The sequence below is a fragment of the Arthrobacter sp. TJ-266 genome (assembly GCF_058269115.1).
Map to the genome: position 1 here is coordinate 38,268 of NZ_JBZCNC010000007.1, position 14,380 is coordinate 52,647.

Here is a 14,380-nt window from a genome sequence, read left to right on the forward strand (position 1 = left end):
CCCTAGATGGGGACACTTTTGCCTCGCAATTGGGTGTACCCCAACGCAACAATGCCGAGTCGAACACGCCGAACACGCCGAACATCGACGGAGGTCAGCCAATACCTTGGCCTGCCAGCATCGACCGTCCGGTCCCGCTACCACCGGGCAAAGACGGAACTCGCCGCAGCGCGCTCACCTCCCACCTCCGCATACCACGATGATGCCCCCGTAGCTCTAAGGTCGAAGCATGAGGGACAGGAACAGCGGTCGGAGCTGAAACATGAACCAAAACAGTGGGGTCCGGATCGTTGACCTCGGAGCCGAGGATGACGAGCCAGCACGCCCCGAAGCGCCCGTTCGACCGCCGCTTCCTAGGCGCACCCGCTTGCTCCTGGGCTTAGCGGCCGCCGCAGCTTTAGCTGCTTCTCTTACGCTGTGGCCCTCCAGTGATGGCGCCCCTCCTCCGCAGGCCGACGCCCCCGTGGAAATACCAGCCGTGACGACGACTCGGTCCAGTTGGGAAGTGTGGATACCGTCGTTGGAAACCCCCGACACCGTTGTGCAGTTCACACTTCCCAGCGGTGTCCCGTGTGAGCACAGGATCGTCGTCGCATCAGGAGACCCCGCTGATATTCGTACCGCTCAAAACCTGCTCCGCACCACTGACCTGCTCGCTGCTGCAGACATAGATAACGAACTGGCTCAGCTCACCGCCCTCGACATACCTGTTCAGGATGGCGGCGGTGACGCCGTGTCGTCGGCCGAGCCGTATTCCGAAGATGAGCTCTACCGGATCGCGGTCTCGAACGCGATCTTCGTATTCGTTCAGGATGAGACCGAAGCGCTTGGGACCCGGGACGCGTACGGCGTCTCAAACCTCTCTTTTGAGAGCCAGACGAACTGCGTGGGCATGTCCCGGTAAGTAGTCCGTAGGCGGATCGCTAACCGCCCCTTCTCGCTACCGGAAGTGAGACTGGACGTCGTCACGACGACTGATTACGAGCTCCGACCGTCGATCAGCTACCGGCGGATGACGACCAGGAAAAATTGTTCGTCAACATGCAACGTTTGGGTGGTTGCTGGCCATGTACCGGGTGAGTGAACACCTAAACGTGGAGGATGACCCCAATGACGAAACCAACCATCGATGACCTACTCACCCAGAGCGCACCACAGTCCCATTCGGCGCAGCCCGGCGTGCAGTCCGCTCTGCGCGCAGTAGCAATGGAATCCCGGTCAATGGGACGAGCACCTCGACACACTCGCTCGAAGTGGTGGTGGGCGGTGACACCAGTCGTGGCCGCACCGCTGCTGCTGGTGGCGACAACCGGAAGCTCCGATGACGGCGTGGTCCCGGACTTCACCATCCCGATCAGCTACACCACGGACACCGGCAAAGACATCTCCTGCTCAATGGACATCTTCAACGGCGAGAGCAACAACGTCGAGACCGGAACAGCCGCAGTCGACTACCTCAGCGCCCAGGACTGGACCGGCATCGGACAGCGTATCTACGACAGGGCCCTGGTCTACGAAGCCGATCGCACACTCCTCTACGAAGGAGCTGGAACCCCCTCCGTGGAGAACCCGCGGGATGCGTGGGCCAAAGCCGAACGCGAACTAATCGCGATCCCCGAGGGAGTCCTCGATGAGGGTGATCACTTCGGCGGAACCGCCAACTGCGCCGGAGAACTTCATTGACGGCCAACAGCATCACCTTCCACAGGACGCCTTTCTTGGGCGCGTCCCGGGTTAGCGATCGGAGCGAGGAGGTCAGCGAACTCGTCAACCGTGAATCCGGGAAGCTCCTCGATTACTTCCTGCGCCGCACAGCAACCCCCGAAGACGCCGCCGACCTCCTCGGTGAGACACTGCTGATCGCCTGGCGACGGCAGAAGTTCCTTCCAGCGGACGAGACTCAGGCCAGGATGTGGCTTTACGGCATCGCCCGGAAAGTGCTCTCCGGTCAACGCCGTACGACAACCCGCAGAAGCGCGCTCACGGAACGCTTGATCGCAGAATTGACCGCCAGCAACCGAACACCCCCGGATGACACGGAGGTGCAGGTACTGGCGGTCATCGGGCTTCTCGATGACCTCGATCAGGAAATCATCCGCTTGGTCTACTGGGACGGATTCACCCTCGCTGAGACTGCCCAACTACTCCAGATGCGAGCCACAACTGTCCGTAGCCGGCATGCGCGCGCCCGCACACGCCTCCGCCAGGCTCTCACCGACCACTGCGACTAGAGCCACCCACAAGCAGGCGGTACGGAAGTTCAACGAACGGGAACTTCCGTACCGCCGACCACCCCTCCCCCACAGGTGTCCCACCTACGGGTCCTGAGTGGGATCGGCATCTGAAAGACTGATCGTGTGCCTGTCTTAGTTGAGCGTCGAGCAGATCCTGATGGAGTCGAGCAAGTCCTTCGATCGCTTCCGGAGTGGTTTGGGATAGAAGAAGCGATCGAGAACTACATCACTCAGGCATCAATTCTCGACTCCTACATCGCGACCGATGACGGACGAACAATTGGGGTCGCGCTGATTGATCGACACTTCCGCGAGTCGGCAGAGATCGCGCTCATCGCAGTAGACGCCCGGCGTCGCGCAGCAGGTACAGGCAAACGTCTAGTTAGAGCAATAGAGACAGCGCTCAGCGCAGACGGGTGCAAATTCCTCGAGGTGCACACAGTTGGACCCTCGTACCACGACGATGGTTACGCCGAAACGCGAGCCTTTTACCGCGCCGTCGGCTTCTCGCCAATGCACGAGTTCTCGGCACTCAATTGGGACGGTCCGACCCTCATCATGATCAAGACCCTCACGGCACCTACCGAGGGAGATGTCACCAACTGATACGGGAAGGATCGTCGAGCGGATGACCGGGCGACGATCCCACACCGTCCGTTCGACGGCGCGGGATCCCCTCATCGGTTGCAGTTTTACGTTGCCGGTTTCTGACCGAGCTGTGCTGGTCGTCGGGTTATCACCCACATCGTCGCGGTGAGGATGAGTGCTGTGGTTCCTCCGGTGATGAGGGCTGTCCCGGGGGAGTATTCGTCGACGATAAGTCCCACGGTTGCAGCTGATAGTGATGCTCCGAAGTTCACGGAGGTGTTGATCCAGCTCGAGGCTTCCGTCCGGGCTGCCGGGGCAGTGATGCTATCGGCGACGAGGTACCCGGTGATAAGCGAGGGCGCGAGGAAGAACCCTACGGCCACGAGGACCAGGACGCTGGCGAAAATCGATTCCGCGAACGCCAGAACTATCGTCCCGGCGGACATCAGAGCACACAGCACCACCAACCGGGTTCCGAGGCTCGAGCGCCAGGTGCGTCGCCCGTAGAGGAGCCCGCCGGTGGCGCTGCCTGCGGCGAACGCGGACAGGAGCCAGCCGGCGAGGGCGACGGAGTTCCCCCGATCAGCGGAGGCGGGGACGGCGACCTCGATGGCGCCCAGAACTATTCCTACTCCCAACAAGATGATGAGGTTCGGGATGAACCCTTTCTGTCGTAGGGGCTTGTGCTCCGTAGCCAGGCGGTGAGGCGCTCCTTTCTGCGTCGCCGAGACAGGTCCGGACGTCATGCCGATTGTGCCGGTGACGACGACGGCTGCTGTGACGAGCAACCCGGCCAAGGGTGAGGTTGCGGCGATGATGGCAGCGATGGTCACTGGGCCGGTGGTGAAAGTGAGCTCCTCGGCGACCGCGTCGACACTGTAGGCGCGGGTGCGGACAGGTCCTGCCGGTGTGACAGAGGCCCATAGCACTCGCATCGAGGCACCCAGGGGCGGGGTGCTCAGCCCGATCAGTACGGCAACGGTCCCGAGTAAGAGCACCATGTCCACTCCCTGAGACAGGAGGTAGGCGAAGAAACACAGACTTGCCGCATTAGTCAGGGCGAGGAGGTTCAGGACCCGTCGTTGTCCCCACCGGTCGACGAGTCGGGCACGCCAGGGCGAGGCAATGACGTTCGCCAAACCGAAAGCACCGGTCATCAGTCCCGCGATGGCGAACGAGCCGGTGACGTCGACGACAGCAAGGAGGAGCGCCAGACCGACCATGGCCAGGGAGAGGCGGCCGAGCAGGGCAGGGAGGAAAACTCTCAGTACCCCTGGTGTGCGCAGGACTTGCAGATAGGAGATGTGGTCAGCCACGATTCCGCGCTCCCCACATCAGGTGGGTAGGGGGGAGGTGATTCAAGACTGTTGAGACCCGCGCGTCCACTGTTCCGACTGAACGGACTTGCGGGTCAAATCGGAGTGGTTCGAGTGCGCGAAGAAGCGCAAGGAAAAGAGTCATAGGGATCGTGTGGTCTCTGCGAGAAACACCCCGGTAAGGATGGGATGTCGGATCTGACGGCGGCTCCAGAATGAGCCAGGGCACGAAAGCGACTCCGCCCGGGTCGGCTAAGTGAGCAAAGCTGCGCGGGCGAGACGCAGGCCGTCAGATGAAGAAGGGCATAACCACACCCGGAGCATACCAACACACCTGTAGGTGAACCCCAGTCCTACGCGGCAGTCCTCACCTATCGGTGGTCTTATCCGGTCAATACAACGCTGCATAATCTGGTGTCCCGAAGCAGGATCCCCTACGCGAGCGGCGTCGCGCAGGGTGTACCCCAACGCCATAGTCTGCGAATCAGTAAGGTCCGCCCTCTACTGCGTACTTCCTTCTAGGTTCTACGGTTGCTACATGGATGCGCCCACCGCGAGTGAGTTAGACCCGGCTCTAATGTGGTTTGTTCTTGCGATGTCCCGCCTGGAGTGGGGGTACACCCAGTTGAGCAACGGCGAGGATGACCCGCGCTGGGCGACATCGGAGTTCGGCACAAACGTCGGTGAAGTGCTCAACGAAGCTGGCGCCAATCTGTACTACTTCTCAGTGACCCGAAGCTTGAAATCGGCCACAAAGTGCTATCAAGCAGCGGTGTTTCTACTCAAGGAGCCTTACGGGGCGATCCCCGTCGAAAACTTGCTTCGCTCCGCGCTGTTGGCCACGGTGAAAGCGCTTTTCATCCTCCAACCAAACAAGCGGAAGTCACGCGAAGCTCGCTTTGGGCACCTGTATCACGCGGATAGGTCCTCCCTGGAGTACGCAGCATCGCGGGAACTGAAGCTCCTCGGCCTTGAAGCACCGAACGATGATTCACAGCAGTCTCGGCCACAGGTCATCCAAGAATCGAAGATCATCAGGGACGTGCTCGATGATCTTGTCGCTTACGGGAACTGCTCGTGCGATGACGCAGCTTGTCCACAGACGGACATCAGGGACTTCCGTCACCGAGTCTTACGTCTGTGGTGGCAATACAGTTCCGTGAGTCACGTCAACATTTGGCACGTTGAAAAGCTCGCTAGAGCTTCTCCTAGCGGTGATGGGTACACCACCGGTGACCTAGGCCGGGCACTCCACGATCTGAGTTGGCTCTACACAGAAGCCGTCGTGCGTTTCCATGAGCGGTACCAGCTGCCCACAAAGCTCTCCCCCCTCGAACCGCACGCAGCTCGCAGCTTCCCCTGAGTCGACGCTGCAACGCAGTCTCACCGAAAGTGATTGCGAGCCTCCTGTCACAGAACCCCCCTCCGCGACACTTACTGGGTGGAGGTGTGAAGTGAACACACGCGACACGAAGACGTTGGTAACCACCGACGAGGACCTAGTCAGCGGACTGGTCCGCGGAGATGATAAAGCCTTCTCCGCCCTGTTCGATAAATACTCGACGACGGTATACCGCTACGCCTGGGGGTTAGCTGACTCCCGTAACGAGGTACCCGACATCGTGCAGGAGACATTCTTGCTCCTATGGCGCCGCCGCATAAACGTCCGCATGGCTGAGCAATCCGTCCTTCCCTGGCTCCTGCTGTGCTGCCGGAACACCGCCTACAACCTCAACAGGACTCGTCGCCGCACCGACGCTGACGAGCTCACCGACCCCTCCCCCGGCTCCTCAGCCTGGCACCGTCGCGCAGACCACGACCGAGCCGTGGAAGAACTGGCGTGGATCCTCGAGGAAATCGCAGCGCTACCCGAGGTCGACCGGAAGTTGTGCGAACTCTGCCTCGTCGAGGGTCGCAGCTACGACGAAGCCGCCACTTCTTTGGGCATCAGCCAGCCAGCTGCCCGCAAACGCATCGAGCGAGCTCGCCGCAGACTGCGTGCCAGCACCACAACCGACCCCACCGCTTAAGGAGAAGACCGTGCCTATCACCTACGAACCACCCACCAACCGGCACATCGCCGAAGAGCTCGCACCCGTTCGGGCCTCGCTGATGCGCAAGGTCGCCCGCCGGCGAACGTCCAAACGAGCGTCCATCTCAGCTGCGGTTCTAGCGGCCCTGTCCGTAGGAGGCGCTTCCGTGGCCATTGGCGACGGCCTCGGCTACTACGCCGAAGTTGAGTACATGACCAACCCGCTGTACGTCGAACAGTTCGCGGACTGCATGACCGCTCACGGCTGGGAACCCCAGCCGGGCAGCGGCACCGACATACCGAACGACTTCCCTACCGTGCACTTCCAAGTCCGCAGCGAAGACAGTTACGCCCAGGGCGATGACGCTCAAGCCTGCCGGGCAAGCATCGCCGAAATAGTGGGAGAACCCATCGACGGGCCGTGCGGACCGGCGTGGTACCCCTGTGACCCTACCGAGCCGCGAGTTCGCCTCAACAACTGAGCGTCGGGGACATTACGCTCGCAACCAAGCTCCAGCAGACCGGCGTTACTGAAACGCCCCTCCAGCTGGCGGTGCGGAAGTCCAACGAACGGGGACTTCCGTACCGCCGCCCGCAGGGCGTACCTTGCGCAACACGAAGCCGTCAGCATTCCGCGTACGGACACTCGGCCCCCTAAAGCCTCAGCACATGAAAAAGTACAAGTCATGGAAGACGACCTTGGCACCCACCGCATGACCTCGCTCACCGTCGATGGCGAAGCGGCGATGGGGCGTATTGCGGTCTGGGCTGCATACCTTGAGCAAAATCTTGCTGACCTGGTCGGAGAAGTGCTGGGTGATATGCGTATGGGGCAAGCGGTCACCGAGGGTATGGCTGCGAGTCGAACGATCGACCTCGTTACCAAGCTGTTCGATGAAGTCACTGGCATTTCTGCTCATGAGCAGCAACGCGTCTCAGCAACCATGCGTAACGCAAGATCGGCTCTCAAAGAACGCAACGAAGTCCTTCATGCTCAAGTGGGTAGTGCATTCGCAACGGACGCAGCGTCCTTCAACAGCTACCGGCGTCGGCAGTTCTACTCAGAGATACGAACCGATGCGGAGCTGGATGCGATCGGAGAACGCCTTCATAGGGTTGGTTGGGAGGTCTTTGACCTGGCTCGGATCACCATTGGGATCAGGCGACAGGCTGAATGAGTTGCGGCCCGTCGTTGCGAACTGATCCCACCTCTTTGCCGACGATGCGTGGGATGAGGTTGGGTTCGGGGATGGTGTCGATGAAGTGCTGTACCTGGTCCCGCTCGGTCATGGTCGGGTTCAGCCACTGATCCTGGAGGTCGTTGGGGATGCTGACCGGTGTCCGGTCGTGGATGTGCCCGAGCGCGTCGTGCGCGGTCCGGGTGAGGATTGTCGCTGTGACCAGCCACTTGTCGTCTGCGTCCTCGGCCTTGGTTGGGTCGGGCCAGAACTCGTACAGGCCGGCGAAGCCCAGCAGCTGGTCCTCGTCCTCGCCGTGGAGGTAGTGCGGGGTCTTCGTCCCGTCGTCGTTCTTCTGCCACTCGTAGTAGCCGTTCGCGGGGATGAGGGCGCGGCGTTTGGCGGCCGCCGTGCGGAACGATGGCTTCTCCGTGACCGTCTCGCTACGGGCGTTGATCATCCTGGCGCCGGCCTTCGATTCCTTGGACCACACGGGGACGAGCCCCCAGCGGGCGACCTCGAGGCGACGCACCAGCTCCCCCTCACGTAGCTGCTCGGACACGTACGGGATCCCCTGCATCGGCGCGACGTTCCACGACGGCTCCAGGTCGTCCTGAAAGGTCTCATCGACGCTGAACGCGTCCCGGATGGCGGCCTTGTTCCCGGCTATGACGAAGCGTCCACACATGACCGCCATTGTGCCCGCTCGAGCTGACACTCCGAGCACGCCCTTCCCTGCCGCGCCAGGTCGCAGCTGGCTTCCCAAATAATCGAACCTGTGTTCTATTTTTAAGCCTGCACGAGGGACGGCAGAGGATGAGGACGGTACAGACGATGACAGCGCAACCAGTCGACAAACCACACACCGAGACGGCCTACTCGAGCGCGCAAGGGCCCGGAGTGCCTGCCTGGCATGTGCTTGATGAGGTCGCGGACGTCCGGTTCCTGCCGTCGGGGTTGCCGTTGGCGCTGCGGTGGCGGGGCAGCCTGTGGCAGGTCATCGGCGAACCGGTCTCGTGGTCCAGCTCGAGCAGCTGGTGGGAACCAGCCACCACCCCTCCTGACGGCCCGCGCGGGCAGGGGCGAGTCCTGACGACGAGGTTCTGGCGGTTCCAGGTGCAGACCGGACCGGCGTCGCCGGTGCTCGAGTTCGATATGAGCGCCGATCCGCGGTGGCAGGACTGGCGGCTGCGCCGCGTCGCCGGCGTCGACGCGCTCTAGGCCGACGGTAGGCGGGACGTGGCCGGCTCATGGGTGGGTCTAAAAGGTACGGCAGGCACTACGCCAGGCTGATGGACGACCGGATCGAGGAGTTCGTCATGCGCGAGGAGCTGATCATGCTCACCGCAGCCGAGCTCGACGTCGAGAACTGCCAGCCCGTCGACTTTCCGGGGCCGCGGCGGGTGTACGCGTGGATCCGATACCCCTCGAAGGCGATACGGGTCCAAGCCCACGCCACCGCCTACACCCGGACCGCGATCAAGATCCGGTTCCTCGAACCGATGATCAAGATTCACCGCGAGGGCTGGGTGTGGCTCAGCGCCGTCACGCCAGTGCCAGCCGACCCCACCGAACCCTGACGACGTCCTGCCCGTACTGACCGTACTGCCAGTCAGGGACCGCCAGCGTTCCGCTTTGCGCGATGACGCGGGTTTCCTCGGGTGCAGCGCCAGCGAAGATCGATGAACTACTACAGCTCGCCGCTGATCACTCGAACCTGCCGGGGAGGTTCTGGTCGAGTCGCTTCCGCCGACCCTGGCGTAGCCGGCCTCGTCGGTAAAGGAAGCGTTGGTTCACGAGCCACGTGGACAGGTACCCCTCGTCGGGGTGACGCTCCCTGTCGGTGTACGGCAGTCGTCCGTTCTCGGCGTGGAACTGCCGTAGCTCCTCGAGGCGCTGGTCCCACCAGGCGTCGTGGGTGCCTCGTTGGGCGCCGAGCCACTCCCCCAGCTCGTTCATCGCGTCGTTCCTCACCGGGCTGAGGGTGCCGGCGTTACGGCGCCGGCGTTGGCCCTCGATCCACCGGTACAGCCTCTGGCCTTCCTCGCCGTCGTTCTGCCGCGGAAGCTCCCCACCGCGGGCACACATGTACTCTGCGAGCTCCGCGTAGTGCTCCCACCACGTCTGCTCCAGGTTCTTCGCGTACCGGCGATGCGCGGCAGTGCCGGCCGCCGGCTGGTCGTGGATCAGCCAGCACCGCGCAAACCATGCAGGATCCACGCGGATCTGCTTGTCGACGGCTCGAACCACCCGGCGAACCTCGACCCTGCACCACAGCGCGATCGCCGCGACAGGGACGCCGCGCGAGTACATGAGCAGCCACTCGGGCTTGCTCTCCCGCGAAGCCGGCGGATACGCGTCCTCGGGAAGGATCAGCTCATCGAACCTCACGCTCACAACCTAACCGCACAACCTCGTCAATCCGCTGCGGGGGACGGAGGCGCCTCCTGCACACCTGGGCACCACCCAAGCCCTCTCCGCTTCGCTGCTTGGCCCGCGCACACGTGCACAGCAGGGACCAGGCTGACCGCCTGCACACACCCACCACGTCACCGACACGGGTATCTCACCTCGAGCGAGCGACGGCCGTGCACAGCCTCGGGGGCACGTTGGTTCTGGCTTCCCCTCGTTGCAACTTCCCAAAACTATCGAACGTGTGTTCTATTTTTAACCCTGCACTATGGCAGCAGATCAGGGAGAGACAGACGATGACGGCACAGCCAACCGACACCACCGAGCGCAAACCTCAGCCACAGGAGGCCCCTGACCATGTAGTGCGAGGACGGATGCCGGACGTGGCGTGGCATGTGCTCGAAGAGGTAGCTGACGCCCGGTTTCTGCCCTCGGGGACACCGCTGGCGCTGAGGTGGCGAGGGAGTATCTGGCAGGTCATCGGAGAGCCTTTGGCGTGGTCCAGCTCGAGCAGCTGGTGGGAACCCACCACGCCTCCCCTGGTGAGTCCTCTCGGCGGTCAAGGCAGCACCCTCACAACCCGGTTCTGGCGGTTCCAAGCGCAGACCGGTCCTTCGTCCCCGGTCCTGGAGTTCGACATGAGCGCTGATCCGCGATGGGAAGGCTGGCGGCTGCGTCGCGTTGCCGGCACCACCGACTACTAGCGACTGCCAGGCCCCCATCCGTCCGAGCCCATCGTGCCTTCGACCGGCAACCGACACACGAGCAGCGACGGGCGGCAGGACAATCGGCGAGAACCGCAGGTACAAGGCGCACTACGCCAAGCTGATGGACGACCGGATCGAGGAGTTCGTCATGCGCGAAGAGCTCATCATGCTCACCGCGGCCGAACTCGATTTCGAGAACAGCCAACCGAAGGACTTCCCGGAACCGCGGCGCGTGTATGCGTGGATCCGCTACCCCTCCAAAGCCATCAGGGGGCAGGCCCACGCCGCCTCCTACACGAGGACCGCGGTGAAGATCCGGTTCATCGAACCCCTCATCAAGATCCACCGCGAGGGCTGGGTGTGGCTCAGCGCCGTCACACCGGCGCTGAAGGATCAGCCGGAGGACTAGCGACAGTTCGCGTCACTTACGACCGGAGAAATCCGAAGACACCCGCGATGACCAGGAGCGCCCCGAGCAGCATTATGGCCATCCAGCGGCGACGGAGACCGACAAGTGGCTCACCCTTCTGTCTCGGATGTTTCATTGCCCAGATCGCGCCACTCACGAGCAATGCGACACCAGCGCTCAACTGCACGAAGTACGCGATCACATACCCATCCATCGGCTACTGAAGTCCCGCATCCGGTTCGATGCCACCACGGGCGATATCTACCCGTAACCGCTCGTACGCTAAGGCAATGTACTCCTCGAGCTTGGCCCGTTCGATCCGCCACTGCCCGGGGCCGCCGACCTGGATGGCAGCCAGTTCACCGGCCTTGATGAGCCCCATTGCCGTGGTCCGCTGTACGTTCAGCTCCTCGCACACCTGCTGCAGGGTCAGGAACCGCATCCGCTGCGCTGGCCTTTCCTCCGTCGACTCGTCGGTCACGCTTTGATCCTCTCGGTGACGGATTCGTTGATGGTGCAGGTCAGCTGGTGAACGTCGATGTAGGTACTGGTTCCTGTGCGGGTCCTTCTTCCGGGGTTGTGCACGAGGCGAGGGGTGACTGTCGGTTGCCCGTCACCCCAGTGTCTGTCTAAATGGGGGTTCGGTTTCGGGGCCGTCACCCCATCCGCCGGTCGTGTTCCCGCTGGCCGGCGCCCCCCAAGGATCGTCGGCCGGCTGCTGTCCCTGCTGACCTTGCTGCTCTGTAATGGACTCCTACCGCAGCGGTCGTCCGCGCGGGATACCAATCTCGTCGGGTGGGAACGGTTGGCCATCGTTGTACTTCTCCTCCAGACGTGCAGCCTCTGTCTCCAGGGCACGTGCTGCAAGGTCTGACAGGGATCGGTGGCCCTCGAGTCGGCTGGTGGGCCCGTAGGCATTCCTGATCCTGTCCACGATGTCCTCGGAGACCCAGAAGCCCATCTTTTTCTTCTCGACCGTGGCAGCCTCTGACGCGCGCTGTGCGGGCGTTGCGACCTCAACCGGCACCGCCGGCTCTTGAGCCACCGGCACGGGCTGTGCAGCCGCCACTACGGCGGGTGCGAGCACTGCCTCGACAGGCTCGGCCGGGAGCGGTGGCACCTCTTCCAGTACGGGCGCAGCGGCGGAGGCCACGGGGACCTCTGGTGCGTCCTCCGCTGCGGACACATCGGCGCCCATGTCCTTGACCACACTGGTCTCGGGCGCCTTCCTCAGCCCCTTCTTGCTCTTGAGCTGAGCCAGCGGGTTACCAGCCCCTCCCCTGCCCTCCGCGGGAGCGGTGCTCATTCGCCGCTCCCCTTCCATATCTGGTGAGCGAGCTGCTCGAGGTCGGCCACGAGGACGTTGGCCACAGAACCGAAGGACCTCAGCGGAACACAGGCGGCCTGTGCCTTCGCGAACAGCTCGCGATCGGGCAGCAGCGGATCAAGCACGAGCTCGCCGAAGTCCTCGCGGACCTTATTGATCCAGTGCGTCTGGTCCATGCGGCCCCTCCGCTCCTTGTTGATCACGACGCCGACCAGGTCGATGTCCTCGTTGAGGTTCTCCTGCACCTCGGCGATGGTCGTGACGATCTCGGCCAGGCCCTCTACGGAGGACACCCGGGGCTCGGTGACGAGCAGGGCGTGGGTCGCCGCCGTGAGTGCGTTGACGGTCAGCAGGCCAAGCGACGGCGGGCAGTCGATGAGGACGACGTCGTAGCCGTCGGCCACACCCTTCAGGGAGATTCGCAGACGATGCTCGCGCGCCATCATCGCGTCCCGCTCCCGTGACGCGAGATTCCGCTCCGATGGGATGACGTCGATGGTCGGACTCCCCTCCCCCGCCTGATCCTTGGGCAGCCAGGCCGGGCCGGCGGGAACAATCGCGTCTTCGGCCGCACCGGGTGTGATCTTTTGGTTGTTGTCCGGGTCGCCGTACAACACGTCGTTGAGTGTGAACTCTGGGTTGGTGATGCCGAGCGCCGAGGTGGTGTTGCGCTGCGGATCCGCATCAATGACCAGCACGCGCTTGCCAAGCTTGTCGGAGAACGCCTCCGCAAGGCCGGTGACCAGGGTCGTCTTGCCGACGCCGCCCTTCTGGTTACAGACCGCAATGATTCTCGCCGTCATGGCGTACCTTCCGTTGACTGCAATGGAAGCCACGCCGGAAGGGGCCCGAAAGGGGGGCCTTGGGAATCCTCGGTGCCGGCGTGGCCGAAGCTCTTTCGATCAGAGTAGCGGCGCAGTGGACCCGTCGACAGTAGGCCACGCCGAGGAAGAAACGGAACCATTAGGATCATTGACTTCGTTTACCCCAATCTGGCCATTGGAGCAAATTGAACCATTAACTTATAGGGGAAATGGTTCCGTTCTTCCCGCACGCCAGCGAGGATCGCGGGAAGAAACGGTGCCGATTCTGCCGGAGAGGTCGCCCTGTCGCGCTTGGAGAAATCGGATCATCATCCCCCACGCGCCGATGTCAGGAGTAAGCTCCGATGCCGGCAGAAATGGAAACATTCCGTGCTACCTCGGCGACCGCAACAGCCGCCCTGAATTCCCCCTGGTTCAGCGGAAGGCATCAGCCCGCATCGCCCAGAACGGGTCAATTTTTCCCCCGAAACCGAGAGACGAACTGCAGAAATGGAACCATTAGTACGCGGTCGACAGGAGCAGGTCCGTCGGGCGCAGCAGTGCCCTGGGCTGGCCGCCCTCCATGCGCAACCCCTCCTTCCTGTCCACGGCATAGCGACGACGGACTGTCGTATTGGAGACAAAGGTTCAATTTTGTCCGTGGCCCATGATTCGACCAGCCACGGCCTTGAGGGCAGAAATGACACCATTTCTTCCCGCGCGGGCTCGAAACGGTAGTAGCAGCTGGAGGCGAGTTGCCATCCAACGGGCACTCAGGCAGAAATGGCACCTTTTCTTCCTACGCTCGGGGCTCTTGGCCGCCAGCACACTTCGTGCGCTCACGGTCCATCCTTGACTCGTTCCACTATGGGTACTTTTCTGCCCTGACGTTTTGACCGAAATGTACCCATTACGCCTCAGGATGCTCATCGTAATTGGAACCAATTCCCCACTGGTAGAAAAGTATCTATTAGACACATTTCTGCCACCCTGCTGGAGGAGGACCGGCTGGGCGCCAGGACGACGTCGAACGAGGGGAGTGGCTTCGACGCAAAGCGGGATCCAGTCGGTCTTTCCCGGGGTCATGGCGACGACGGTGGAGTTCGGTCGCAGCGAGGCAGACCGTCCTGTCCTAACGGGCCGCAGCTGCGGGTGCGAGAAGAAAAGGGGCCAGGGGAGGAACAGTTCCATTTCTTCCCGATCGACCGTTTCGTCAGCTAGACCACGGCGCCGGGGGGCTCTGCTGGTGGTGGGGAGAAAAGGGGCCATTGAGCGAAATGGATCCATTAGGGATGCCGACCCTGATTGGCGCCCTGACGCTCGGCGGGGGAGCGCGACGGAAGAAATGTATCTACAGGATGAAAAGGTTCCATT

General features: G+C 62.6%; 17 protein-coding genes. 11 read left to right on the top strand and 6 right to left on the bottom strand.

The annotated features are described in order from the left end of the window. The first annotated feature begins 520 nt into the window (after positions 1–520). The 4 genes from AC4D12_RS16090 to AC4D12_RS16105 all read left to right on the top strand — a co-directional run bounded on the left by AC4D12_RS16090 (position 521) and on the right by AC4D12_RS16105 (position 2,840). Complete coding sequence (locus tag AC4D12_RS16090) at positions 521–904, top strand: hypothetical protein (protein WP_490950963.1); 384 nt, start codon at positions 521–523, stop codon at positions 902–904. Between the two features lie 374 nt (positions 905–1,278). Further along, entirely contained in the window at positions 1,279–1,683 is a 405-nt protein-coding gene (locus AC4D12_RS16095) for a hypothetical protein (protein WP_490950964.1), read from the top strand. Further along, positions 1,680–2,231, top strand: coding sequence for an RNA polymerase sigma factor (locus AC4D12_RS16100; RefSeq protein ID WP_490950965.1), 552 nt, complete (start codon positions 1,680–1,682; stop codon positions 2,229–2,231). Before AC4D12_RS16095 ends, AC4D12_RS16100 begins: the two co-directional genes overlap by 4 nt. Positions 2,232–2,357: 126 nt before the next feature. Next, the gene (locus tag AC4D12_RS16105) at positions 2,358–2,840 is read left to right on the top strand and encodes a GNAT family N-acetyltransferase (protein WP_490950966.1); all 483 of its coding nucleotides are present in this window, start codon (positions 2,358–2,360) and stop codon (positions 2,838–2,840) included. 86 nt (positions 2,841–2,926) lie between these two features. On the opposite strand, the gene AC4D12_RS16110 is transcribed toward AC4D12_RS16105, so the two are convergent. Next, positions 2,927–4,138, bottom strand: a complete 1,212-nt coding sequence (locus AC4D12_RS16110; protein ID WP_490950967.1) for an MFS transporter — start codon at positions 4,136–4,138, stop codon at positions 2,927–2,929. A 538-nt stretch (positions 4,139–4,676) separates the two neighbouring features. Between AC4D12_RS16110 and AC4D12_RS16115 the strand changes: the two genes are divergently transcribed. The 4 genes from AC4D12_RS16115 (at position 4,677) to AC4D12_RS16130 (ending at position 7,348) form a co-directional block, all read left to right on the top strand. Beyond that, on the top strand, positions 4,677–5,501 hold the full coding sequence (locus AC4D12_RS16115) for a hypothetical protein (RefSeq protein ID WP_490950968.1): 825 nt from the start codon (positions 4,677–4,679) through the stop codon (positions 5,499–5,501). A 91-nt stretch (positions 5,502–5,592) separates the two neighbouring features. After that, positions 5,593–6,168, top strand: coding sequence for an RNA polymerase sigma factor (locus tag AC4D12_RS16120; protein ID WP_490950969.1), 576 nt, complete (start codon positions 5,593–5,595; stop codon positions 6,166–6,168). A gap of 10 nt (positions 6,169–6,178) precedes the next feature. Next, positions 6,179–6,652, top strand: coding sequence for a hypothetical protein (locus tag AC4D12_RS16125; protein ID WP_490950970.1), 474 nt, complete (start codon positions 6,179–6,181; stop codon positions 6,650–6,652). A 204-nt stretch (positions 6,653–6,856) separates the two neighbouring features. Then, positions 6,857–7,348, top strand: coding sequence for a hypothetical protein (locus AC4D12_RS16130; RefSeq protein ID WP_490950971.1), 492 nt, complete (start codon positions 6,857–6,859; stop codon positions 7,346–7,348). On the opposite strand, the gene AC4D12_RS16135 is transcribed toward AC4D12_RS16130, so the two are convergent. After that, complete coding sequence (locus AC4D12_RS16135) at positions 7,329–8,036, bottom strand: SOS response-associated peptidase (protein ID WP_490950972.1); 708 nt, start codon at positions 8,034–8,036, stop codon at positions 7,329–7,331. The two genes, AC4D12_RS16130 and AC4D12_RS16135, sit on opposite strands and share 20 nt — an antisense overlap. 146 nt (positions 8,037–8,182) lie before the next feature. Between AC4D12_RS16135 and AC4D12_RS16140 the strand changes: the two genes are divergently transcribed. Further along, a complete protein-coding gene (locus AC4D12_RS16140; protein ID WP_490950973.1) occupies positions 8,183–8,569 on the top strand; it encodes a hypothetical protein in 387 nt (128 codons plus the stop codon). Positions 8,570–8,640: 71 nt separating this feature from the next. Continuing rightward, the gene (locus AC4D12_RS16145; RefSeq protein WP_490950974.1) at positions 8,641–8,928 is read left to right on the top strand and encodes a hypothetical protein; all 288 of its coding nucleotides are present in this window, start codon (positions 8,641–8,643) and stop codon (positions 8,926–8,928) included. 127 nt (positions 8,929–9,055) lie between these two features. On the opposite strand, the gene AC4D12_RS16150 is transcribed toward AC4D12_RS16145, so the two are convergent. Then, positions 9,056–9,739: a helicase associated domain-containing protein gene (locus AC4D12_RS16150; RefSeq protein WP_490950975.1), complete on the bottom strand. Its 684-nt coding sequence runs from the start codon at positions 9,737–9,739 to the stop codon at positions 9,056–9,058. Between the two features lie 849 nt (positions 9,740–10,588). On the opposite strand from AC4D12_RS16150, the gene AC4D12_RS16155 reads away from it, so the two are divergent. Next, positions 10,589–10,876 (top strand): hypothetical protein, encoded by a 288-nt coding sequence (locus AC4D12_RS16155; protein ID WP_490950976.1) that lies wholly within the window; start codon positions 10,589–10,591, stop codon positions 10,874–10,876. 217 nt (positions 10,877–11,093) lie between these two features. Here the strand turns inward: AC4D12_RS16155 and AC4D12_RS16160 are convergent, their stop codons facing one another. The 3 genes from AC4D12_RS16160 to AC4D12_RS16170 all read right to left on the bottom strand — a co-directional run bounded on the left by AC4D12_RS16160 (position 11,094) and on the right by AC4D12_RS16170 (position 13,006). Then, positions 11,094–11,357, bottom strand: coding sequence for a helix-turn-helix domain-containing protein (locus AC4D12_RS16160; RefSeq protein ID WP_490950977.1), 264 nt, complete (start codon positions 11,355–11,357; stop codon positions 11,094–11,096). 273 nt (positions 11,358–11,630) lie between these two features. Further along, positions 11,631–12,182 carry a ParB family protein gene (locus AC4D12_RS16165; RefSeq protein WP_490950978.1) on the bottom strand — a complete coding sequence of 184 codons (552 nt, stop codon included), beginning with the start codon at positions 12,180–12,182 and terminating at the stop codon, positions 11,631–11,633. Next, a complete protein-coding gene (locus AC4D12_RS16170) occupies positions 12,179–13,006 on the bottom strand; it encodes a ParA family protein (RefSeq protein WP_490950979.1) in 828 nt (275 codons plus the stop codon). The genes AC4D12_RS16165 and AC4D12_RS16170 overlap by 4 nt, the downstream gene beginning before the upstream one ends. Between the last annotated feature and the right edge of the window lie 1,374 nt (positions 13,007–14,380).

Excerpts from the sequence above, each read along its gene's own strand:
- AC4D12_RS16130 (WP_490950971.1), top strand. The coding sequence starts at position 6,857 with ATGGAAGACGACCTTGGCACCCACCGCATGACCTCGCTCACCGTCGAT.
- AC4D12_RS16170 (WP_490950979.1), bottom strand. The coding sequence starts at position 13,006 with ATGACGGCGAGAATCATTGCGGTCTGTAACCAGAAGGGCGGCGTCGGC.
- AC4D12_RS16115 (WP_490950968.1), top strand. The coding sequence starts at position 4,677 with ATGGATGCGCCCACCGCGAGTGAGTTAGACCCGGCTCTAATGTGGTTT.
- AC4D12_RS16165 (WP_490950978.1), bottom strand. The coding sequence starts at position 12,182 with ATGAGCACCGCTCCCGCGGAGGGCAGGGGAGGGGCTGGTAACCCGCTG.
- AC4D12_RS16140 (WP_490950973.1), top strand. The coding sequence starts at position 8,183 with ATGACAGCGCAACCAGTCGACAAACCACACACCGAGACGGCCTACTCG.
- AC4D12_RS16155 (WP_490950976.1), top strand. The coding sequence starts at position 10,589 with ATGGACGACCGGATCGAGGAGTTCGTCATGCGCGAAGAGCTCATCATG.
- AC4D12_RS16145 (WP_490950974.1), top strand. The coding sequence starts at position 8,641 with ATGGACGACCGGATCGAGGAGTTCGTCATGCGCGAGGAGCTGATCATG.
- AC4D12_RS16135 (WP_490950972.1), bottom strand. The coding sequence starts at position 8,036 with ATGTGTGGACGCTTCGTCATAGCCGGGAACAAGGCCGCCATCCGGGAC.